General features: G+C 64.9%; 17 protein-coding genes, 1 pseudogene and 1 riboswitch. Of the genes and pseudogenes, 5 read left to right on the plus strand and 13 right to left on the minus strand.

Translation table 11 applies throughout. The annotated features are described in order from the left end of the window. Positions 1-152 precede the first annotated feature (152 nt). The 3 genes from thiS to AB3L03_RS25990 all read right to left on the minus strand — a co-directional run bounded on the left by thiS (position 153) and on the right by AB3L03_RS25990 (position 2,083). Entirely contained in the window at positions 153-350 is a 198-nt protein-coding gene (gene thiS / locus AB3L03_RS25980; RefSeq protein ID WP_368507223.1) for a sulfur carrier protein ThiS, read from the minus strand. Next, on the minus strand, positions 341-1,366 hold the full coding sequence (locus tag AB3L03_RS25985; protein ID WP_368507224.1) for an FAD-dependent oxidoreductase: 1,026 nt from the start codon (positions 1,364-1,366) through the stop codon (positions 341-343). The genes thiS and AB3L03_RS25985 overlap by 10 nt, the downstream gene beginning before the upstream one ends. Continuing rightward, positions 1,354-1,482, minus strand: a riboswitch (TPP riboswitch). Its footprint overlaps the gene before it by 13 nt. Before the next feature lie 52 nt (positions 1,483-1,534). Next, a complete protein-coding gene (locus AB3L03_RS25990) occupies positions 1,535-2,083 on the minus strand; it encodes a transglycosylase SLT domain-containing protein (RefSeq protein WP_368507225.1) in 549 nt (182 codons plus the stop codon). Positions 2,084-2,318: 235 nt separating this feature from the next. Here AB3L03_RS25990 and AB3L03_RS25995 point away from each other — a divergent pair, with 235 nt between their 5' ends. Both AB3L03_RS25995 and AB3L03_RS26000 read left to right on the plus strand, forming a co-directional pair. Then, positions 2,319-2,534 carry a hypothetical protein gene (locus tag AB3L03_RS25995; RefSeq protein WP_368507226.1) on the plus strand — a complete coding sequence of 72 codons (216 nt, stop codon included), beginning with the start codon at positions 2,319-2,321 and terminating at the stop codon, positions 2,532-2,534. A 372-nt stretch (positions 2,535-2,906) separates the two neighbouring features. Continuing rightward, a complete protein-coding gene (locus tag AB3L03_RS26000) occupies positions 2,907-3,452 on the plus strand; it encodes a PRC-barrel domain-containing protein (RefSeq protein WP_368507227.1) in 546 nt (181 codons plus the stop codon). Positions 3,453-3,553: 101 nt separating this feature from the next. Here AB3L03_RS26000 and AB3L03_RS26005 read toward each other — a convergent pair whose 3' ends face one another. The 8 genes and pseudogenes from AB3L03_RS26005 to AB3L03_RS26040 form a co-directional block, all read right to left on the minus strand. Beyond that, positions 3,554-4,765, minus strand: coding sequence for an ABC transporter substrate-binding protein (locus tag AB3L03_RS26005; protein WP_368507228.1), 1,212 nt, complete (start codon positions 4,763-4,765; stop codon positions 3,554-3,556). 157 nt (positions 4,766-4,922) lie between these two features. Continuing rightward, a complete protein-coding gene (locus AB3L03_RS26010; protein WP_018454162.1) occupies positions 4,923-5,753 on the minus strand; it encodes an ABC transporter permease in 831 nt (276 codons plus the stop codon). Further along, positions 5,750-7,013, minus strand: a pseudogene (locus AB3L03_RS26015) (ABC transporter permease). Before AB3L03_RS26015 ends, AB3L03_RS26010 begins: the two are co-directional and overlap by 4 nt. Positions 7,014-7,045: 32 nt before the next feature. Further along, positions 7,046-8,095 carry an ABC transporter substrate-binding protein gene (locus tag AB3L03_RS26020; protein ID WP_085385377.1) on the minus strand — a complete coding sequence of 350 codons (1,050 nt, stop codon included), beginning with the start codon at positions 8,093-8,095 and terminating at the stop codon, positions 7,046-7,048. Between the two features lie 80 nt (positions 8,096-8,175). Then, on the minus strand, positions 8,176-9,315 hold the full coding sequence (locus AB3L03_RS26025; protein ID WP_368507229.1) for an ABC transporter ATP-binding protein: 1,140 nt from the start codon (positions 9,313-9,315) through the stop codon (positions 8,176-8,178). A 135-nt stretch (positions 9,316-9,450) separates the two neighbouring features. Further along, positions 9,451-11,019: a DUF4403 family protein gene (locus AB3L03_RS26030; RefSeq protein WP_018454166.1), complete on the minus strand. Its 1,569-nt coding sequence runs from the start codon at positions 11,017-11,019 to the stop codon at positions 9,451-9,453. A gap of 137 nt (positions 11,020-11,156) precedes the next feature. Further along, complete coding sequence (locus AB3L03_RS26035; RefSeq protein WP_018454167.1) at positions 11,157-11,795, minus strand: PQQ-binding-like beta-propeller repeat protein; 639 nt, start codon at positions 11,793-11,795, stop codon at positions 11,157-11,159. A 30-nt stretch (positions 11,796-11,825) separates the two neighbouring features. Then, positions 11,826-13,046: a helix-turn-helix domain-containing protein gene (locus AB3L03_RS26040; protein WP_368507230.1), complete on the minus strand. Its 1,221-nt coding sequence runs from the start codon at positions 13,044-13,046 to the stop codon at positions 11,826-11,828. Positions 13,047-13,193: 147 nt separating this feature from the next. On the opposite strand from AB3L03_RS26040, the gene AB3L03_RS26045 reads away from it, so the two are divergent. Together AB3L03_RS26045 and AB3L03_RS26050 are read left to right on the plus strand one after the other, a co-directional pair. Further along, positions 13,194-13,988, plus strand: a complete 795-nt coding sequence (locus AB3L03_RS26045; RefSeq protein ID WP_368507231.1) for a DUF899 domain-containing protein — start codon at positions 13,194-13,196, stop codon at positions 13,986-13,988. Beyond that, positions 13,981-14,274, plus strand: a complete 294-nt coding sequence (locus tag AB3L03_RS26050) for a hypothetical protein (RefSeq protein ID WP_085361432.1) — start codon at positions 13,981-13,983, stop codon at positions 14,272-14,274. The genes AB3L03_RS26045 and AB3L03_RS26050 overlap by 8 nt, the downstream gene beginning before the upstream one ends. Here the strand turns inward: AB3L03_RS26050 and AB3L03_RS26055 are convergent. Beyond that, the gene (locus AB3L03_RS26055; RefSeq protein ID WP_247475529.1) at positions 14,250-14,660 is read right to left on the minus strand and encodes a cytochrome c family protein; all 411 of its coding nucleotides are present in this window, start codon (positions 14,658-14,660) and stop codon (positions 14,250-14,252) included. The genes AB3L03_RS26050 and AB3L03_RS26055 overlap by 25 nt on opposite strands. A 113-nt stretch (positions 14,661-14,773) precedes the next feature. Continuing rightward, positions 14,774-15,481: a L,D-transpeptidase gene (locus tag AB3L03_RS26060; RefSeq protein ID WP_085349117.1), complete on the minus strand. Its 708-nt coding sequence runs from the start codon at positions 15,479-15,481 to the stop codon at positions 14,774-14,776. 273 nt (positions 15,482-15,754) lie between these two features. On the opposite strand from AB3L03_RS26060, the gene AB3L03_RS26065 reads away from it, so the two are divergent. Continuing rightward, positions 15,755-16,807, plus strand: a complete 1,053-nt coding sequence (locus AB3L03_RS26065; RefSeq protein ID WP_018454173.1) for a glycosyltransferase family 1 protein — start codon at positions 15,755-15,757, stop codon at positions 16,805-16,807.

Raw genomic sequence — 16,807 nt, forward strand, 5'->3', positions numbered from 1 at the left:
ACTGTCATCCCCGCCTAGTGCGCAAATTGCGCACGGGGGGCGGGGATCCAGTATTCCAGAGGCGGTGCGGTTAGAACCGAGACGCCGCGGCGTACTGGATCGCCCGGTCGAGCCGGGCGATGACAGCGGAGTGTACGGCGAGCGCATCCCCGTCACCCTCCCTGCCGCGGCGTGATGATCTCGATCTCGTCGCCGGCCTTCAGCGCCGTCTCGGCCCAGCGGCTCTTCGGCACGACGTCGTAGTTCAGCGCGATCGCGAAATGGGTGCCCTCGTAGTCGAGCTCGCTGAGCAGCGCGTCGACGCTGGCCGAATTGATCTCGCGCTGCTCGCCGTTCACGGTCACGCGCATTGCATCACCTCATTGTCGATCTGGCCGCGCTCGACAAAGCCAAGCGTCAGCTCGGCCAGCGCCGGGGCGATCAGGAAGCCGTGACGGTAGAGGCCGTTCACGCTGATCGTGTTGCCGCGAATGCCGATGCCCGGCAGATTGTCGGGAAAAGCGGGGCGCAGGCCGGAGCCGAATTCGACGATGCGGGCCTCGCCGAAGGCGGGATGCACGGCATAGGCCGCGCCCAACAGCTCCAGCGCCGAGCGGACGCTGACGCCGGTGTCCTCGGCCTCGATCGAGGTCGCGCCGAGCATGAACAGATTGTCCTCGCGCGGGATCACATAGAGCGGCCAGCGCGGATGGATCAGCCGCACCGGCCGCGCAAGCTGCACCTCGCTGGTCTCGATCAGGATCATCTCGCCCTTGACGCCGCGCAAGCCAGACTGCTCGTCGCGCGCAGCAAGGCCGCGGCAGTCGATCACGATGCCTTTAGGATCAAGTTTTGCGAGTTCGGCCGGGGCGACATCGCTTTCGAATTTGATGGTGCCGCCGGCGGCGCGGATGCGCTCGTGCAGTTTCGGCAGCACGCGGCGCGGCTCGACATGACCCTCGGTCGGGAAGAACAACGCGTCGCGGAAGCGGCCTTCGAGCGACGGCTCGAGCTCGGCAAGGCCGGCGGCATCGAGCCGGCGATGGCCTTCGGTCATCCGGGCGAAACGTTCGAAATCGTTGCGCTCGCGCGGGTGGGCAACGACCAGCGAACCGTTGAAAGGCGTGTCGGGCAATTCGCGCCGCCAGATGTCGAGCGAGCGCAGGCCGAGGCGGCTGATGATGGGTTCGGAAACTTCCGCCTCGCAATAGGGCGCGAGCATGCCGCCGGCCCAATGGCTGGTGGCGTCGGTCATGTCGGCGTCACCGCGCTCGTGCAAGGTGACGGCGTGGCCGGCCTGCGCGAACAGCAAGGCCTGCCAGGCGCCAGCAATGCCCGCGCCGATGATGGATACCGGGGAATCCGGTCGCTTGCTCGTCTGCAACATCCCTGTCCCTTCGCCGGCATGACCCGGATCAGGTTCAAAGGGTCACCGCGGTCCTGGGCGGATTTGCCCATTTAGCGGTATCTCAGCTCCTCCTCGGAGCACCCCTCGGAACGGCTCTAATGTATGCCAGTAGGACTGGGTGGTCAACGCGCTTGGCGGGAACCGGGCTTACCTGGGCGCCTGTGCCCGGGCGTTGCGGACGCGCTGGGCGAGCTTGCGGTGCGGCGCGGCGCCGAATATCGGCTGCGGATTGCCGTTCGGCTCAAGCCAAGGGGAGCCCATATTGGCCTCGCTCGTATTGGCGACCTGCACGGCCTCCTGCCGTTGCCGCTTTGCGGCGTAGTAATAGCCGCCGGCGAAATAACGCACGGCGCGGGCGTGATCGCCATTGGCGGCGTGATAGGCGCCGGCGAGATATTTCACAGCATAGGTGAGATTGGTGTTGGGATCGCGCAGGCCGGCGGCGTCGCCGGTGTAGCCGACCCCGCGGGCGGTCGCGAGCTTGATCTGCATCAGCCCGATGGTGCCGCCATGGCCGACCAGGCCGGGCTGGTAGCGGCTCTCGCGCATGATGACGCGATGCACCAGCGCCTCCGGCACACCGTTGGCGCGCGCATGGGCCGCGACCATCTCGGCGTACTCCGTCTGGCCCGCGAATGCGGCCTGCGGCAACGTCAGTCCGGCCGCGAGCAGCGCGGCAACATGTAAAATTTTCATCAAATGTTCCTCGGCACCGCTCACCTGCGCCCGCTCGCGTTAGGCCCCGCGAACGCGGCGATGATGTGGCGAAACGCCTCCGATTACGTTTTTGCAGCGCAGAGCCGTCATTCGGACGCAAGGCCGGCGTAGGGCTTGTCATGCAGACGAAGCCGTCATTCGCGACAGCGGGCCTGTCTATTCGCGTGTGGGCCCGAAAGCGAGTAAGAGAGCGGCGCAAATCGGGAGAGGTGCCATGACAAAAGAAAACGTGGTGAAGGCACACATCGGCGACATTCCCAGGCAAAATCCCTGTGCGCAATGCGGCGCGCCGATCCCCCAACCTGATTGGATCGAGGCGGGCGACGGACGCATCTCCTATCTTTGGACATGCCGTGCTTGCAATTATCGCTTCGAGGCGGTTGCGATTTTTGATGAGGGAGCCGTCGCGCACCCGCCGCTTGCGGCCTGAGGTTTAGTCTTCGGGCATGATCTTTTCGGAAAACCGCTGCACACTTTGCGCTGGCGCGGCCCTTCGGGTCCGGATCATGGCTTAAGCCGCAAGCTGCGGCTGCTGCCGTACCGGCAATTGCATCCGCACGATCAGCCCATGCGGCTCCCGGTCGTGCAGCGACAGCTCGCCGCCGTGGGCGATCGCGATCGCGCGCGCCGCATGAATTTATCGACGAAATCGTGCGCTGCGAAATGTTCCTGAGTGACTTAGGAACAATTGAACGCAGCCCAGATGCTCGCGCAGCACGCGACGAAATTGCAGCACGCGCGGAACTGGGACTGATCCGAGCTGTTTTCTCCGCACAAGTTTTCTGCTGAAGGAGAGGACAATATGTTGATGAAATCGATCGCGGCCGGTCTTGCCGGTACCGCACTGCTCGCAACCGTTGCGTTCGCGCAAAATCCGACCGCCACCACCGACAAGGCGCCGGCTGCCGCGGCGACGACGACCGCCACGACCGCGTCGGGACAGTGGCGTACGTCCAAGATGGACGGCATCAAGGTCTATAACGACGCCAATGAGAACATCGGCTCGATCAACGATCTGCTGATGGACAAGAGCGGTAACATCAAGATCGCTGTGATCGGCGTCGGCGGCTTCCTCGGCCTGGGCGAGCATCTGGTTGCGGTGCCCTTTGAGAAGCTGAAATTCGTCAACGAGGCGGTTGCCTACACCGGCGCTGCCGGGAACAACCCGAACAGCGCAGCCAACCGGCCCGCGGCGACTACCACGACGGGTGCCGCGACCGGCACCGACAACAAGCCCGCGACGACAACGACGGCCACGTCCGCGTCGAAATGGTATCCGGACCACGCCGTGTTCAATGCGAGCAAGGACGAGCTGAAGAACATGCCCGAGTTCAAATACTCGGAGTAACGCGGCTCTGAACGGCTAAACGAAGCGCGCCCGGTTTTTGCCGGGCGCGCTGTCGTGCTCTTCCCAACCTCTCCCCGCAAGCGGGAAGAGGGAGAAGAACTTCAGTGCGTCACCAGCGGGCAGCCGCCCTTGTCGAGCGGACGGAAGGCCTCGTCGCCGGGCACGGTGGCGATCAGCTTGTAGAGGTCCCACTCGCCCTTGGAGTCCTCGGGCTTCTTGACCTCGAAAAGATACATGTCGTGGACCATGCGGCCGTCGATGCGGATCTTGCCGTTCTTGGCGAAGAAGTCGTCGACCGGTGTCTTGCGCATCTGCTCCATCACCTTCGGTGCCTCGTCGGTCTTGATGGCGTCGATCGCCTTCAGGTAATGCATGGTCGCGGAATAGAGCCCCGCCTGGATCATGGTCGGCATGTGACCGACTTTCTCGTTGAAGCGCTTGGAGAAGGCGCGCGTCTCCTCGTTGGTGTCCCAGTAGAACGCGTCGGTGATGATGAGGCCTTGCGTCGACTTGATGCCGAGCGAATGAACGTCGGTGATCTCCATGAGCAAGGCGATCATCTTCTGGCCGCCCTCCGTCAGGCCGAACTCGGCCGCCTGTTTCAGCGCATTGGTGGTGTCGCCGCCGGCATTGGCCAGTGCGACCACCTTGGCCTTGGAGGCCTGGGCCTGGAGCAGGAAGGAGGAGAAGTCCGACGAGTTGAGCGGATGGCGGACCTCGCCGAGCACCTTGCCGCCGCTCTCCTTGACGACGTTGGCGGCGTCGCGCTGCAGCGCCATGCCGAAGGCGTAGTCGGCGGTGACGAAGAACCAGGTGTCCTCGCCGCGCTTGACCATCGCCTTGCCGGCGACGTTCGACAGCGCATAGGTGTCGTAGGTCCAGTGCACCGTGTTGGGCGAGCAGGCGACGCCCGTGATATCGGATGAGCCGCCGCCGGAATTGATGTGGATCTTGTTCTTCTCGCGCGTCAACGCCGAGATCGGCAGCGCCACCGACGAGGTCGGCACGTCGAAGATCGCGTCGACCTTGTCGTTGTCGTACCAGTTGCGGGCGATGTTGACGCCGACGTCGGGCTTGTTCTGGTGATCGGCGGAGACCACCTGCACGGGCTTGCCCGCGACTTTGGCACCGTAATCGGCGACCGCCATCTCCACGGCGGCGAGCGAGCCCTTGCCGGTCGCGTCCGCATAGAGGCTCGACATGTCCGTGAGCACGCCGATCTTGACGACGTCGTCGGAAATCTGCGCCTGGGCGGCGCCTGACGTGGCGGCGAGCGCGAGACCGGCCGCGATCGCGGCGATGAGCTTTTGCATTTTGTTTCTCCCTCAGCGTTGTTGTTTGGGTTTTGTTGCGGGGACCGTTCTAACGACAATCGGTCCCCGGAGCAAAGCCCGAGAATGCGCGAGGAGGGTTGAGAAATAAGCAGGGCGCGGCAGTGTTTTCACCCTCTCCCCGGGAGAAGGAAGAAGCTCACGCGCTGCTGCCCTTGAGCCGTTCGTTGCGCCGGCGCAGGCCTTCCAGGGTGGCGAGCAGGATGACCGAGACCGTCGTCAGGATCACCGCTGCCGCCGTGATGGTCGGGCTGATGTTCTCGCGGATGCCGCTGAACATCTCGCGCGGCAGGGTGCGCTGCTCGGGACCTGCCATGAACAGCACGATCACCACCTCATCGAAGCTGGTCGCGAAGGCGAACAGGGCCCCCGATGCCACGCCGGGCAGGATCAGCGGCAGGATCACTCGGCGGAAGGCGTCAAGCGGCGAGGCACCGAGCGAGGCGGCAGCGCGGGCCAGATTGGTGTCGAAGCTCTGCAGCGTCGCGCCGACCGTGATGACGACGAAGGGCGTCGCCAGCGCGGTGTGGGCCAGGATCAAGCCGAGATAGCTGCCGGTCAATCCGATCGGCGCGAAGAAGAAATAGAGACCGACCGCGGTGATGACCCCGGGCACGACGACCGGCGACAGCACGAAGGCCAGCACGAGCGGCTTGAACCGGCTCTTCCACTGCGCCAGCCCTAACGCCGCCAGCGTGCCGAGCACCATCGACAGCAGGGTCGAGGCGACACCGATGATCATGCTGTTCTTCAGCGAATTCATCCAGCGCGGCGAATTGATGAAGTCGTCGTACCAGCGCAGCGAGAGGCCCGGCAGCGGATAGGTGAGGTACGAGCCCGAGCTGAACGACAGCGGCATGATCGCAAGGATCGGCGCAATCAGGAAGATGAACACCAGCGTGGAGATCACGATGGTCGCGGTCCACGCAATGCGCTGACTCGGCGTGCGGATGGAGGAATTGTCGCTCAATTCTTCATCCCTCCCGTGACCTGCTGTCCCTGCACCAGCTTTCCGTAGACGAGCGCGAGCAGAATAGTGGCGAGCAGCAGCACCGCACCCAGTGCCGAAGCAAGGCCCCAATTGGCCGTCTCGGTCGTGTAGAGCGCGATGAAGTAGCTGATCATTTGATCGGCGGCGCCCCCCGACGAGTGCCGGCGTGATGTAATAGCCGAGCGCCAGGATGAAGACGAGCAGGCTTCCCGCGCCGATGCCCGGCAGCGTCTGAGGCAGGTAGATCCGCAGGAAGGCGGTGAGGGGTGGTGCACCGAGCGAGGCGGCGGCACGCATGTAAGCAGGCGAGATCGCCTTCATGCTGCTGTACAGCGGCAGGATCATGAACGGCAGGAGAACGTGGGTCATGGCCACGCAGACACCAAAGCGGTTGTAGATCAGGCGCAACGGCTCGTCGATGATGCCAAGCCAGAGCAGGCTGTCGTTCACGACGCCTTTGCTCTGCAACAGAACGATCCAGGCGCAGGTGCGGACCAGCAGCGACGTCCAGAACGGCAGCAGGACGAAGATCATCAGCAAATTCGACCGGCCGGGCGGCAGCGCGGCCAGCAAGTAGGCGACCGGAAAGCCAAGGATCAGGCACAGCACCGTGACACTGAGGCTGATGAGGAAGGTGCGGACGAAAACGTCGCGGTAGATGGCCTGATCCGGCGGGGCTGCGACGATCGCGCCGTCCACGTTCCGCGTCAGATCGAGCGCCGACAAAAGATAGAAGCCGGTCACGGGGCCACTGGCGTCCTTGATCGTGGTCCAGGTGGCGCGTTCGCGCCAGGCCGGGTTGATCTTGCCCAGCGTCTCCCTCGCCGTGCCGGGCTCGGGCGCAGTCTTCAGATTGCGTGCGGTGCTGGTCAGGATCGTGCGGAAGCCGTTCAGTGCGTAGTTGAGCCGCTTGGCCGCAATCGCAATGGTGCCGGAATCGCGCGCCGCCATGATGTCGCCCGCCAGCGCCGCGTAGGCCTTTTCGTCCGGCAGATCCCTGCCGTCCCAACTGGCGAGAGCCGCGATGGTCTGAGGCAGAACCAGACGCACCTCGCGGTCATCGACGGCACGCCACAGCATGCCGGCGATGGGCCCAGCGAAGGTGAAGAGCAGGAAGACGAGAAGCGGCAGAACCAGCGCCAATGCTTTGACCTGGCGTGCTCGCTCCGCCCGCCGCAATCGGCGCTTGAGCGGCACCTCGGTCGGGCCATGGGCGCCGGTCAAGAGCGCATCCGTCATTGGCTAACCTTGGGTCGAGCTTTGTGGGGACGCTATTTCGCGGCCCATTTGTTGAAGCGCTCGGTCAGGCGGTCGATGTTCTCGAGCCAGAAGGCAACATTGATCTCGACCGCATTCTTGATGTTGTCAGGCGCTGTCGGCAGGTCCTTCAGAACAGCAGGCGCGAGCAGGGCAGCTGCGTCCTTGTTCGAGGTGCCATAAGCAATGTTCTCCGACAGTTTCGACTGGTTCTCAGCCTTGCCGACGAAGTCCAGGAACTTGTAGGCCGCGTCCTTGTTCGGGCTGCCTTTCAGGATCACCCAAGTGTCGAGGGTGAAGAGCGCTCCGTCCCAGACCATGCCAAAATTCTTCTTCTCGTTCTTGTTCGCGGTGTCGATGCGGCCATTGTAGACCGAGGTCATTGCCACCTCGCCGGAGGCGAGCAATTGCGGCGGCTGAGCGCCGGCCTTCCACCAGACGATGTCGCCCTTGATGGTGTCCAGCTTCTTGAACGCGCGCTCGACGCCCTCGTCGGTCGCCAGCACCTTGTAGACGTCCTTTGGCGCGACGCCGTCGGCCATGAGGGCGATCTCCAGCGTGGTCTTCGGCCCCTGACGCAGGGCACGCTTGCCCGGGATCTTCTTGGTGTCGAAGAAGTCGGCCCAGCCCTTCGGGGCCTCCTTCAACTTGTCCTTGTCGTAGCCGAGAACGAAATCGTAGAGGATGGCGCCGACGCCGCAAGGATTGACCGACGGTGGGATATAGGCGGCCTCGCCGCCGATCTTCGAATAGTCGAGCTTTTCGAACAGGCCTTCCTCGCAGCCAACCGCCAGCTCGTCGCTCTCGACCTGGACGACGTCCCAGGTGGCGGCACCACCCTGCACCTTGGCGCGCAACACGCCGACGCCGCCGTCCCAGGACTCGTCATTCAAGGGAACACCGGTCGCTTTCTTGAACGGCTCGAAATAGACCTTCTTCTGGGCATCCTGATAGGCGCCGCCCCACGACACAACGGTGAGGTCACGCGCCTGCGCGACCGTGGCCAGCGTCGCGCTGGCAGTGAATGCCGCGGCCAAACCCAGAATAATCTTGCGCTTCAGCATGGTCTTTGTTCCTTCTTCACGTGACGTTGAGCTTGGTTGGTCCAGGTCCGCCCGCCTTGGAGCGATGCTGCATGGTTGGATCAGACGGGATCGAGGGCCAGGCAATCCTCCGGGCGGAAGGTGATGAACACGTCATCGCCAGGTCTCAGGCTGCCAGCTGTAAGGCTGCCAGCTCTCAGGCTGTCATGCGTGCCCGGCTGAAGCTTGACCATGAATTCCCTGTTGTCGGCGACGTCGAGCACGGCCAGCGCGTGGTCGCCGAGATAGATGGTGTTCTGCACCCTGGCCGGCAGTCGGTTCGGTTCGTCGCCGGAGGTGCCATCCGGGATGATGGCGATCCGCTCCGGCCGCACCGACAGCGAGGTCGATGCGCCGGCGCCTGATACGTTGACCGCTCGTGCGGTCACGGCGCCGCCGCCCGCCAGCGCAACGCGGCAATATTCCTTTTCAAGCATCTCGACGGTGCCGGACAGCACATTGTTCTCGCCGATGAAATGGGCGACGAAGCTGTTCACCGGATGCTCATACAGCGCGTCGGGCCTGTCGATCTGCTGCACGATGCCGTCGTTGAATACGGCGATGCGATCCGACATGGTGAGCGCTTCACTTTGATCGTGGGTGACGTAGACGACGGTGATGCCCATCGTCTCGTGCAGTTGCTTGATCTCCAGTTGCATCTGCTCCCGCAGGCGCTTGTCCAGGGCGCCCAGCGGCTCGTCCATCAGCACGAGTTGCGGATTGAAAACAAGGGCGCGGGCCAGCGCCACGCGCTGCTGTTGACCGCCGGACAGCTGCCCGGGCCGCCGCTGCGCCAGAGTTTCCATCTTGATCATGCGCAATGCCGCTTTGACACGATCCTGCGCTTCGGCCTTGTTCGTGTTGCGAACGGAGAGCGGGAAGGCGATATTCTCCGCAATCGTCAGGTGCGGAAACAGGGCATAATTCTGGAACACCATGCCGATGTCGCGCTTGTGTGCCGGCACGTTCTTGATCGGTCGGTCCGCGAGGAAGATCTCGCCATGGGTCGGAACCTCGAAACCCGCCAGCATCATCAGGGTGGTCGTCTTGCCCGAGCCCGACGGACCAAGCAGGGTGACGAACTCGCCCTTCCTGATGTCGAGATCGAGGTTTTTCACCACGAGGTGCTCGCCATCATAGGTCTTCTGAATGCCGGAAAAGCGCACCAGCGCCGGCGCAGGCGTAACCATGCCGGCTTCCATGTCGTCCTCGCGTTGTCAGCCACAGTGCTGTCAGCACCCCGTCCCCGGGGTGCGAGGAACAGCTTAGCATCGTCCGACCAGATTGCCAGCGGCGCAAGCGACTGCGCGCACGGACCCGTCGGGAAAAGGGGCGCGCTACATCCCCGACAGCTTCGTCACGGATACATTCAGCGAGCCCCCGGCTTCCGCGATCACGCGCAGCGTCTTGGAGTCGAAGGCGATGTCGGCGAGGCTCAGGCTGTCGATCTTCGCTTCGACCTTGATGCCATCCTCGTTCTTCTGATAGTCGGCGATCGCGGCGGCGATCTTCTCGCGTGCGTTGGCGGCAATCGGCTTCAGATCGACCGTCGCTTTCTGCACCAGCGCCTGCTGCATCTGCGGCACCACCGCGCGCGCCGCGGCACCCAGCAGGCCGAAGGCCGCCTCGGATTCCACGGCGAGCTGGATGTCGGCGAGCCGCAGCGTCTGCTGCGCCTGGTCGAGCATCGGCCGGCCCCAGATGTGCACGGTCGCTTCGGCGCCGAGACCAAGCCAGCTCTTCTTCTCCTTGGCGCGCACCAGCAGCGAGATCAGGAGGCGCTCGCCCGACGGGATCACGTTGACGCTCTTGACGGTGACATCGACCGGGCCGGAGCCGTCCTCGGGATAGGTGTGGCCGACCATCTGCGCCGCGATGAGCTTGTTGATCTCGGTGAAGGGCACGTCGATCGGCACGCCAATGTTCACACCGGTGCCGGTCGGCGGCACGATCGAGATCTTGTCGGGGAACGGGCAGTCGGGCTTGGTCGGCGTCGAGATCACGCGCGTCTCGAGCTCGAGGCCAAGCAGCAGCGTCACGTTCTGTGCGTCGACGCGCGGCTGTGCCGCGATGGCGCGGGTCGGCTTCATCTCGAGCCAAAGCGGCGGCAGCGCGGCGGAAGACCCCGAGCCTTGCAGCGGGATCGAGCGGCAGGCCTTGGCCCATTGCAGCTTCGCGTTGTCCCGCAAGGTCGGATCGTTGCGCATGCGTTCGGAAACGGCGTTGATCTGTTCGCCAACGGTCTTGTCGATCAGCGGCTTCACCTGCGCAGGCACGTTGACCTTGGCGCCCGAAATGTTGAGGTTGGTATCGCCAAGATTGACCTGGGCGCCGAGATTGGGCTCGAGATGCCAGTTGGCGGCGAGCTTCGGCCGCGAGGTAACGACGACGTTGCCCTTGATCTCGGCGCTGGCGTTCAAATTCTTGATGTTGACCGCGCCGATCTGTTTCGCGGCATTGCCGCCGAGCACGCTGCCGAGCGCCTCGCCGAGCGCGCCGGTGGCTTTCGACGACAGCGAGCCCGTCACGTTCAGCTTGCCCGTGAGCGGCGTCGAGATCGTCAGCACGTCCTTGTCGCCGGCAGTCGCCATCGGTCCGCGTACCGCCGACCAGCCGATGTCGCCGTTCTCCAGGATTTGCGAAATCGGGTTCTCGGCCTTGCCGGCGAAATTGCGCGGAGCGGCCTTCTCGGCCTGCTCGCGGATCGCCGACAGCGCGATGGCGACCGGCGCCACCACGATCGAGCTCTTCGAGACCGGCGGCAGCGGCGGCAATTGCGCGACCGGCGGCGCGGAATTCGTCGCCCGCGGCGACAGCCAGTCCATCGCCTTCAGGCTGATGAAAAACGACGCCGCGAGCACCGCGACGGCGATCAGGACAGTTTTTAAGTTCAGCGTCAGTCGCATCAATCCCCCAGGCCGCCCCGGGGCAGAAGTCTACAGGGCAGGCAAGGAGGGCGCTAGAGCCCACCGATGGGGTGGAATTGGGGCAAACATATTAACGGCCGCGAACGCACCGTTGCCGCGCATTCGTCCTCGCGTACCTAGCCGCGCTTCGGACGGCGCACCGCCCTCACATTGCCGCGATCTCCGCCACCGCAGAAGAAACGGTCGCCGCCATCGGACTCCAATCCTGACACCATCGTCCCGGCGGGCAGGTCGAGCTGCTCCAGCACCTTGCCCGTCTCGGGGTCGATCCGCCTGATGTCGCTGTCCTCGCCTTCCCAAGTGCCGTGCCAGAGCTCGCCGTCGACCCAGGTCACGCCGGTGACGAAGCGCTTGCTTTCGATGGTGCGGAGAATTTTTCCCGTCTGGGGATCGACCTGATGGATCTTGCGCTCCCGATACTGTCCGACCCAGAGCGAGCCCTCGGCCCAGGCCAGTCCGGAATCGCCACCGCCGCCGGGTGCCGGGATAGTGGCGAGCACCTTGCCGGTCACAGCGTCGATCTTCTGGATGCGGTCCTCGGCGATCTGGAACAGGTGGCGGCCGTCGAACGCCGTTCCCGCATGCGCGGCGACATCGATGGAGCGGGTGATGTTGCCATCGGCCGGGTCGACCGCGTTCAATCTGTCGCCGGATGCGAACCACATAAGGCTGCCGTCATAGGTGACGCCGTGCACGGCTTCGACGCCTGCATAGGGCCCGTATTCCCTGACGATCTCGGCGGCTGAACGTTTCATCTGCTCGGTCCCTGCGGTGTGAATCCCACTTTACGTCTTCATGAGCGGTCCGGGGAGTAACAAGCCTGTCGGGAAACCCGGCACGGGCGGCGTCATCCAGCGCCGCGCCCGTCCGTGTCCGAAGGACTGCACCTTGTTCGATCGCGCCAGCTCTTCGAGGGCCCGTTGCACGGTGCGCGCGCTCGTTCCCAGCGCCAGCGCGAGCGCCGAACTCGACCAGGGCTCGCCATCAGAGAGGAAGGCGAGCACATTGGCGTGCTTCTCCTCGACGGGCCGTGCGAGGACGAGAACCTGCCGCGTGTTGCGCGGCGTCAGCGCAAAACCTTGCCTGGTCGCGCTGACGTCGGCCAGAGGCTTGAGCTTGGTGCGGAGCCGCCCGATTTCGACGCGCAGCCGGGCGCGATGCGATTCGTCGACGTGCCTTGCCTGAAACGCTCCCGTGATCAACGCTTCCCGCGAGACATCGGCCGGCCAGGCCTGCACCAGGATGCGCGCGAGCGCGAACAGCACCGGCCGCGTTCCGAGCGGCACGAGGATGCCTCGCCTGCGAACCGCGTGATGGAACGTGTCCACCACGAGCGCCTCCGATGTCGCGAGGTCCTCGATTTCCTCGAGCAGTAGCGGCCGTTCGTGCCCGCGCGTGATCAAGCGCGCTGCGGGCGTGTCGAGCACGCGGCTCGTGCCTTCGACCTCCGCCGCAAGCGCGGGAATGCCGGCCTGTCGTGCTGCGCTCGCCGCGCGCCCGAGCGCCGCGCGCGCGTCTTTCGTTCGGAGCCGCCGGATGGCGATGCCGGCAATCACGAGCTCGCGGGCGACCTGCGCAGCCGGGGGCAGCGGTGTGGTCTTGATCTCGGCCAGCGTGCGCTCGGCCTCGTCGAGGCGCCCGAGAAGGAGAAGTCTGCGCGCCTCGATGTGACCCGCATAGGCCGCGTTGGCGAGGTCACCGTGGCTTGCGAGCGTCGCCCGCGCGACCACGAGCGTGTTGGCCGGCCAATTCAGGTCGCGCGAGACGAGTGCGATCTCGGCCTCCGCCACCACGCATCTGGCGCGCGCGACCGCCTCTTTCGGGCCGAAGGCGCGTGCGGCGCTGCGCAGCAACGTCTTCGCCTTGGCGAGATCGCCGAGTTGCGCCATCGCGATGCCGCGCAGCGCCAGCGAAGGTGCATCGTTGCGCAGCGCAACGCGGTTCAGCGCGCCGAGCGGATCGCCGGCTTGGAGCGCGCGCGCCGCGGCCGTGATCAGCGACTCCATTCAAATCCCGCCACACTTGTTACTCCCACCACGCAACCGTCCGGTGCGAGAGATCGTTGACGGCCGACAATGTGCGGCGAGGGGCGAGCGGTTCCGCATCTCACACAGCGAGATTCGGAACGGCCGCCCGGGAAAAGTTGGAGAGCCATGATGACATCAGCTGACAACGCAGGAAACAACGGACAAGCCGCCATGCAAACACCGCCGGTGGTATCGCCGCAGGACTGGGAGGCCGCCCGTCAGCAACTGCTCGTGAAGGAAAAGGCGCATACCCGTGCCCGCGATGCCCTGGCGGCCGAGCGCCGGCGCATGCCGTGGATGGAAGTGACCAAAACCTATGCGTTCGAGGGGCCCGGCGGCAAGGTCAGTCTGCACGACCTGTTCCAGGACCGGCGGCAGCTGATCGTCTACCGTGCGTTCTTCGAGCCGGGCGTGTTCGGCTGGCCGGATCATGCCTGCCGCGGCTGCTCCATGGTGGCCGACCAGGTCGCGCATGTCGCGCACCTCAATGCCCGCGACACCACGCTGGTGTTCGCCTCGCGCGCACCGCAGGCCGATATCAGCAGGCTGAAGCAGCGGATGGGCTGGACCATGCCATGGGTCACCGTCACCGACAGTTTCGATGCGGATTTCGGCGTCGACGAGTGGCACGGGACCAACGTGTTCTTCCGCGACGGCGACCGGATCTTCCGCACCTATTTCGTCAAGAGCCGGGGCGACGAGCAGATGGGCGGCACCTGGAATTACCTCGACATCACGCCGCTGGGACGGCAGGAGGTCTGGGAGGATTCGCCGAAAGGCTATCCGCAGACGCCGACCTACAAATGGTGGAACTGGCACGACAGCTACACCGAAGGTGCGGCGCCCGACAAGAGATGGGTCGAGATCTCGACCGCGGGCGAGAAGGCTTTTCGCGAGGAGGCGGCTGAAGGACGTGACTAGTCCCGTCAGCGCAATGGCCGGCGCGAGCCGCAACGGTGTGGTGGCCGCGCGCCACCTCGCCAGATGGTTGGGGCTGGCGGCGACGCCGACCTTCGCGATCATGGCCGTACTGACGGCCATGCTTGATGGCCCGGCGGACATGCTGTGTGGCTCCGGACATGGGGCGATGCTCGGCGGGATGGTGCCGATGTATCTGCTGATGAGCGCGTTTCATTCGGCGGCGTGGCTGAGGCTGATCGCAGAGCGGCGGGGCCGGTGGCCCTACTGCGAAGCCGCCTGCAAATAGGCAACGATCTTGCCCGCTTCCTCCGCCGAGACGCCGCCATAGGGCTGCATCTTGTTGCCGGAGACGACCTCGTCCGGCTTGAGCATGAAGCGGGTGAGTTTGTCCTGGTCCCAGACGAAGCCGGCTTCCTTCATCGACGAAGAATAGTTGTAGTTCGGCAGCGCGCCGGCCTTGCGTCCGACGATTTTGTTGAGGTTGGGGCCCAGACGATTGTCGCCCTCTTTCACCGAGTGGCAGGTTCGGCAGGAATTGTTGAAGGCCTGCTGGGCTGCGTCGTCACTCCCCGGCTGCTGTGCGCGCGAGGTGGGCGCGTTCAGCAGCAGTGCCACCGCGGCAGCGATCGAGCGCAGGCATTTGCCTTGCGGCGTTTGCGGACGTGATTGCATTCGCGCCTCCATCGGGGATCGCGCCGCAGCACGCGCGCGCATCGGTATGCCGAGGGCCAACGAAAACGGCCCCGGTGAGTTCCGGGGCCGTTTGCGTCACAATGTCCTGTCGCTTACCGCGTCGCGGCGCCGAGGTCGGCGCGGCGCTCCGTCATCGGCAGCACGATCACCTTGGTGCCGACGTTGACGCGGGAGTACAGGTCCGCAACATCGTCATTGGTCAGGCGGATGCAGCCGGAGGAGACGTGCTTGCCGATGGTGTCGGGTGCGTTGGTGCCGTGGATGCGGTAGATGGTGCCGCCGAGATACATGGCGCGGGCGCCGAGCGGATTGCCGGGACCGCCGGCCATGTGGCGCGGCAGATAGGGTTGGCGGGCGATCATCTCCGGCGGCGGGGTCCAATCCGGCCACTCCGCCTTCTTGGTCACCGACTGGGTGCCGGACCAGGTGAAACCGTCGCGGCCGACGCCGATGCCGTAGCGCATCGCCTGGCCATTGCCGAGCACGAGATAGAGATAGGTGTTGGGCGTATCGATGATGATGGTGCCCGGCGCCTCACGCGTCGCATAGGAGACGGTCTGGCGGCGGAAGCGGGCCGGCGTTTCGACCGCGTCCTGCTCCTCGGACGGCGCGGCCTGATACGGCGTCGCTTGATAAGGCTGGTACGGCTGCGGCGCTGCGATCGGCGGCAGCGGCTGGAAGAAGGGGAAGAGCTGCACAGGCGCGGCCTTGGCCGGGCCGGCAAACGCGATCGCGGTGACAGCCACTGCGCCAAACGCAACGGCGCGCGAATAAGTCTTCAACGTCTCCAGATTGATCATCGGTCGCCCCTGTTTGCGCGGTGTTTCTTGGTCACCCGGCACCGTTGCGGTGCTCTGTTGCCTAGATCACTAACGGCAAGAAGTTTCGGGACGTTTGCGCGGAAAACCGAAAACGGTTTCGTGGCGGAAAGGATTGTTTCATGACGGTTTCGTGGCTGCGCGGACCCGTTAACGAACAAAACAGCGGGCCGACACTTCCATGACGTCACACGCCTGAAATATCCGTGGTTGATGGTCCTAAGCCGAGAATCATAAAAATCTCGGGATTTCCCCATGCGGGTATTAATCGCGACTGACGCCTGGCATCCGCAGGTCAACGGTGTGGTGCGGACGCTGACCTCGCTGGCTGGCGCGGCCAAGGCATTGGATGTCGAGATCGACTTCCTGACGCCGGACGGCTTTCGGTCATGGCCGTTGCCGACCTATCCAGGGCTGCGCATTGCGCTGCCGAGCGGCAGGGAGATTGGGCGGCGGATCGAGAGGGCGGCGCCGGAGGCGCTGCACATCGCGACCGAAGGGCCGATCGGCTGGGCGGCGCGGGCTTATTGCCGTCGCAACCGGCTCGCCTTCACCACCTCCTACACCACGCGCTTTCCCGAATACGTCTCGGTGCGAACCGGCATCCCCGCGAGCGTCGGCTACGCCGTGCTGCGCCACTTCCACGATGCCGCCGCCATGACGATGGTCGCGACGCCCTCGCTGCGGCAGGAGCTGTCCGAGCGCGGTTTCAAGCGGCTCGGCTTCTGGACCCGCGGCGTCAACACCGAGCTGTTTCATCCGGACTCTCCAGCCAAGCTCGATCTGCCCGGGCCGATTTTCATGACGATGGGCCGCGTGGCGGTGGAGAAGAACCTCGAGGCTTTCCTCTCGCTCGACCTGCCCGGCACCAAGGTCGTCATCGGCGACGGTCCGCAGAAGGCCGGCCTTGAAAAGAAATATCCCGACGTGGTCTTCCTCGGCGAGAAGAAGGGCGCTGACCTCACCGCGCACCTCGCCGCCGCTGACGTGTTCGTGTTTCCGAGCCTGACCGACACGTTCGGCGTGGTGCAGCTCGAAGCGCTCGCCTGCGGCACGCCGGTTGCGGCGTTCCCGGTGACGGGTCCGAAGGATGTCATCGCAGATCACCCGATCGGCGCGATTGACCACGATTTGCGCGCCGCGTGCCTGCGCGCACTGACCATGTCGCGCGAGACCTGCCGCAACTTCGCGCTGGAGCGCTCCTGGGAAAACAGCGCGCGCCAATTCGTCGGCAACCTCACTTCACTTCAGCCCAGCCGTGCCTTGCGCGCCTCGCCTCGCATGGCGCGGCGGCCGGTGCGCGGCTGA

The organism is Bradyrhizobium lupini (assembly GCF_040939785.1).
Taxonomy (GTDB): domain Bacteria; phylum Pseudomonadota; class Alphaproteobacteria; order Rhizobiales; family Xanthobacteraceae; genus Bradyrhizobium; species Bradyrhizobium canariense_D.

Coding starts and splice junctions, on each gene's coding strand:
- AB3L03_RS26040 (WP_368507230.1), bottom strand. CDS start 13,046: ATGGAGTCGCTGATCACGGCCGCGGCGCGCGCGCTCCAAGCCGGCGAT.
- AB3L03_RS25995 (WP_368507226.1), top strand. CDS start 2,319: ATGACAAAAGAAAACGTGGTGAAGGCACACATCGGCGACATTCCCAGG.
- AB3L03_RS26025 (WP_368507229.1), bottom strand. CDS start 9,315: ATGGAAGCCGGCATGGTTACGCCTGCGCCGGCGCTGGTGCGCTTTTCC.
- AB3L03_RS25990 (WP_368507225.1), bottom strand. CDS start 2,083: ATGAAAATTTTACATGTTGCCGCGCTGCTCGCGGCCGGACTGACGTTG.
- thiS (WP_368507223.1), bottom strand. CDS start 350: ATGCGCGTGACCGTGAACGGCGAGCAGCGCGAGATCAATTCGGCCAGC.
- AB3L03_RS25985 (WP_368507224.1), bottom strand. CDS start 1,366: ATGTTGCAGACGAGCAAGCGACCGGATTCCCCGGTATCCATCATCGGC.
- AB3L03_RS26035 (WP_018454167.1), bottom strand. CDS start 11,795: ATGAAACGTTCAGCCGCCGAGATCGTCAGGGAATACGGGCCCTATGCA.
- AB3L03_RS26045 (WP_368507231.1), top strand. CDS start 13,194: ATGATGACATCAGCTGACAACGCAGGAAACAACGGACAAGCCGCCATG.
- AB3L03_RS26055 (WP_247475529.1), bottom strand. CDS start 14,660: ATGCAATCACGTCCGCAAACGCCGCAAGGCAAATGCCTGCGCTCGATC.
- AB3L03_RS26065 (WP_018454173.1), top strand. CDS start 15,755: ATGCGGGTATTAATCGCGACTGACGCCTGGCATCCGCAGGTCAACGGT.
- AB3L03_RS26030 (WP_018454166.1), bottom strand. CDS start 11,019: ATGCGACTGACGCTGAACTTAAAAACTGTCCTGATCGCCGTCGCGGTG.
- AB3L03_RS26005 (WP_368507228.1), bottom strand. CDS start 4,765: ATGCAAAAGCTCATCGCCGCGATCGCGGCCGGTCTCGCGCTCGCCGCC.
- AB3L03_RS26020 (WP_085385377.1), bottom strand. CDS start 8,095: ATGCTGAAGCGCAAGATTATTCTGGGTTTGGCCGCGGCATTCACTGCC.
- AB3L03_RS26000 (WP_368507227.1), top strand. CDS start 2,907: ATGTTGATGAAATCGATCGCGGCCGGTCTTGCCGGTACCGCACTGCTC.
- AB3L03_RS26060 (WP_085349117.1), bottom strand. CDS start 15,481: ATGATCAATCTGGAGACGTTGAAGACTTATTCGCGCGCCGTTGCGTTT.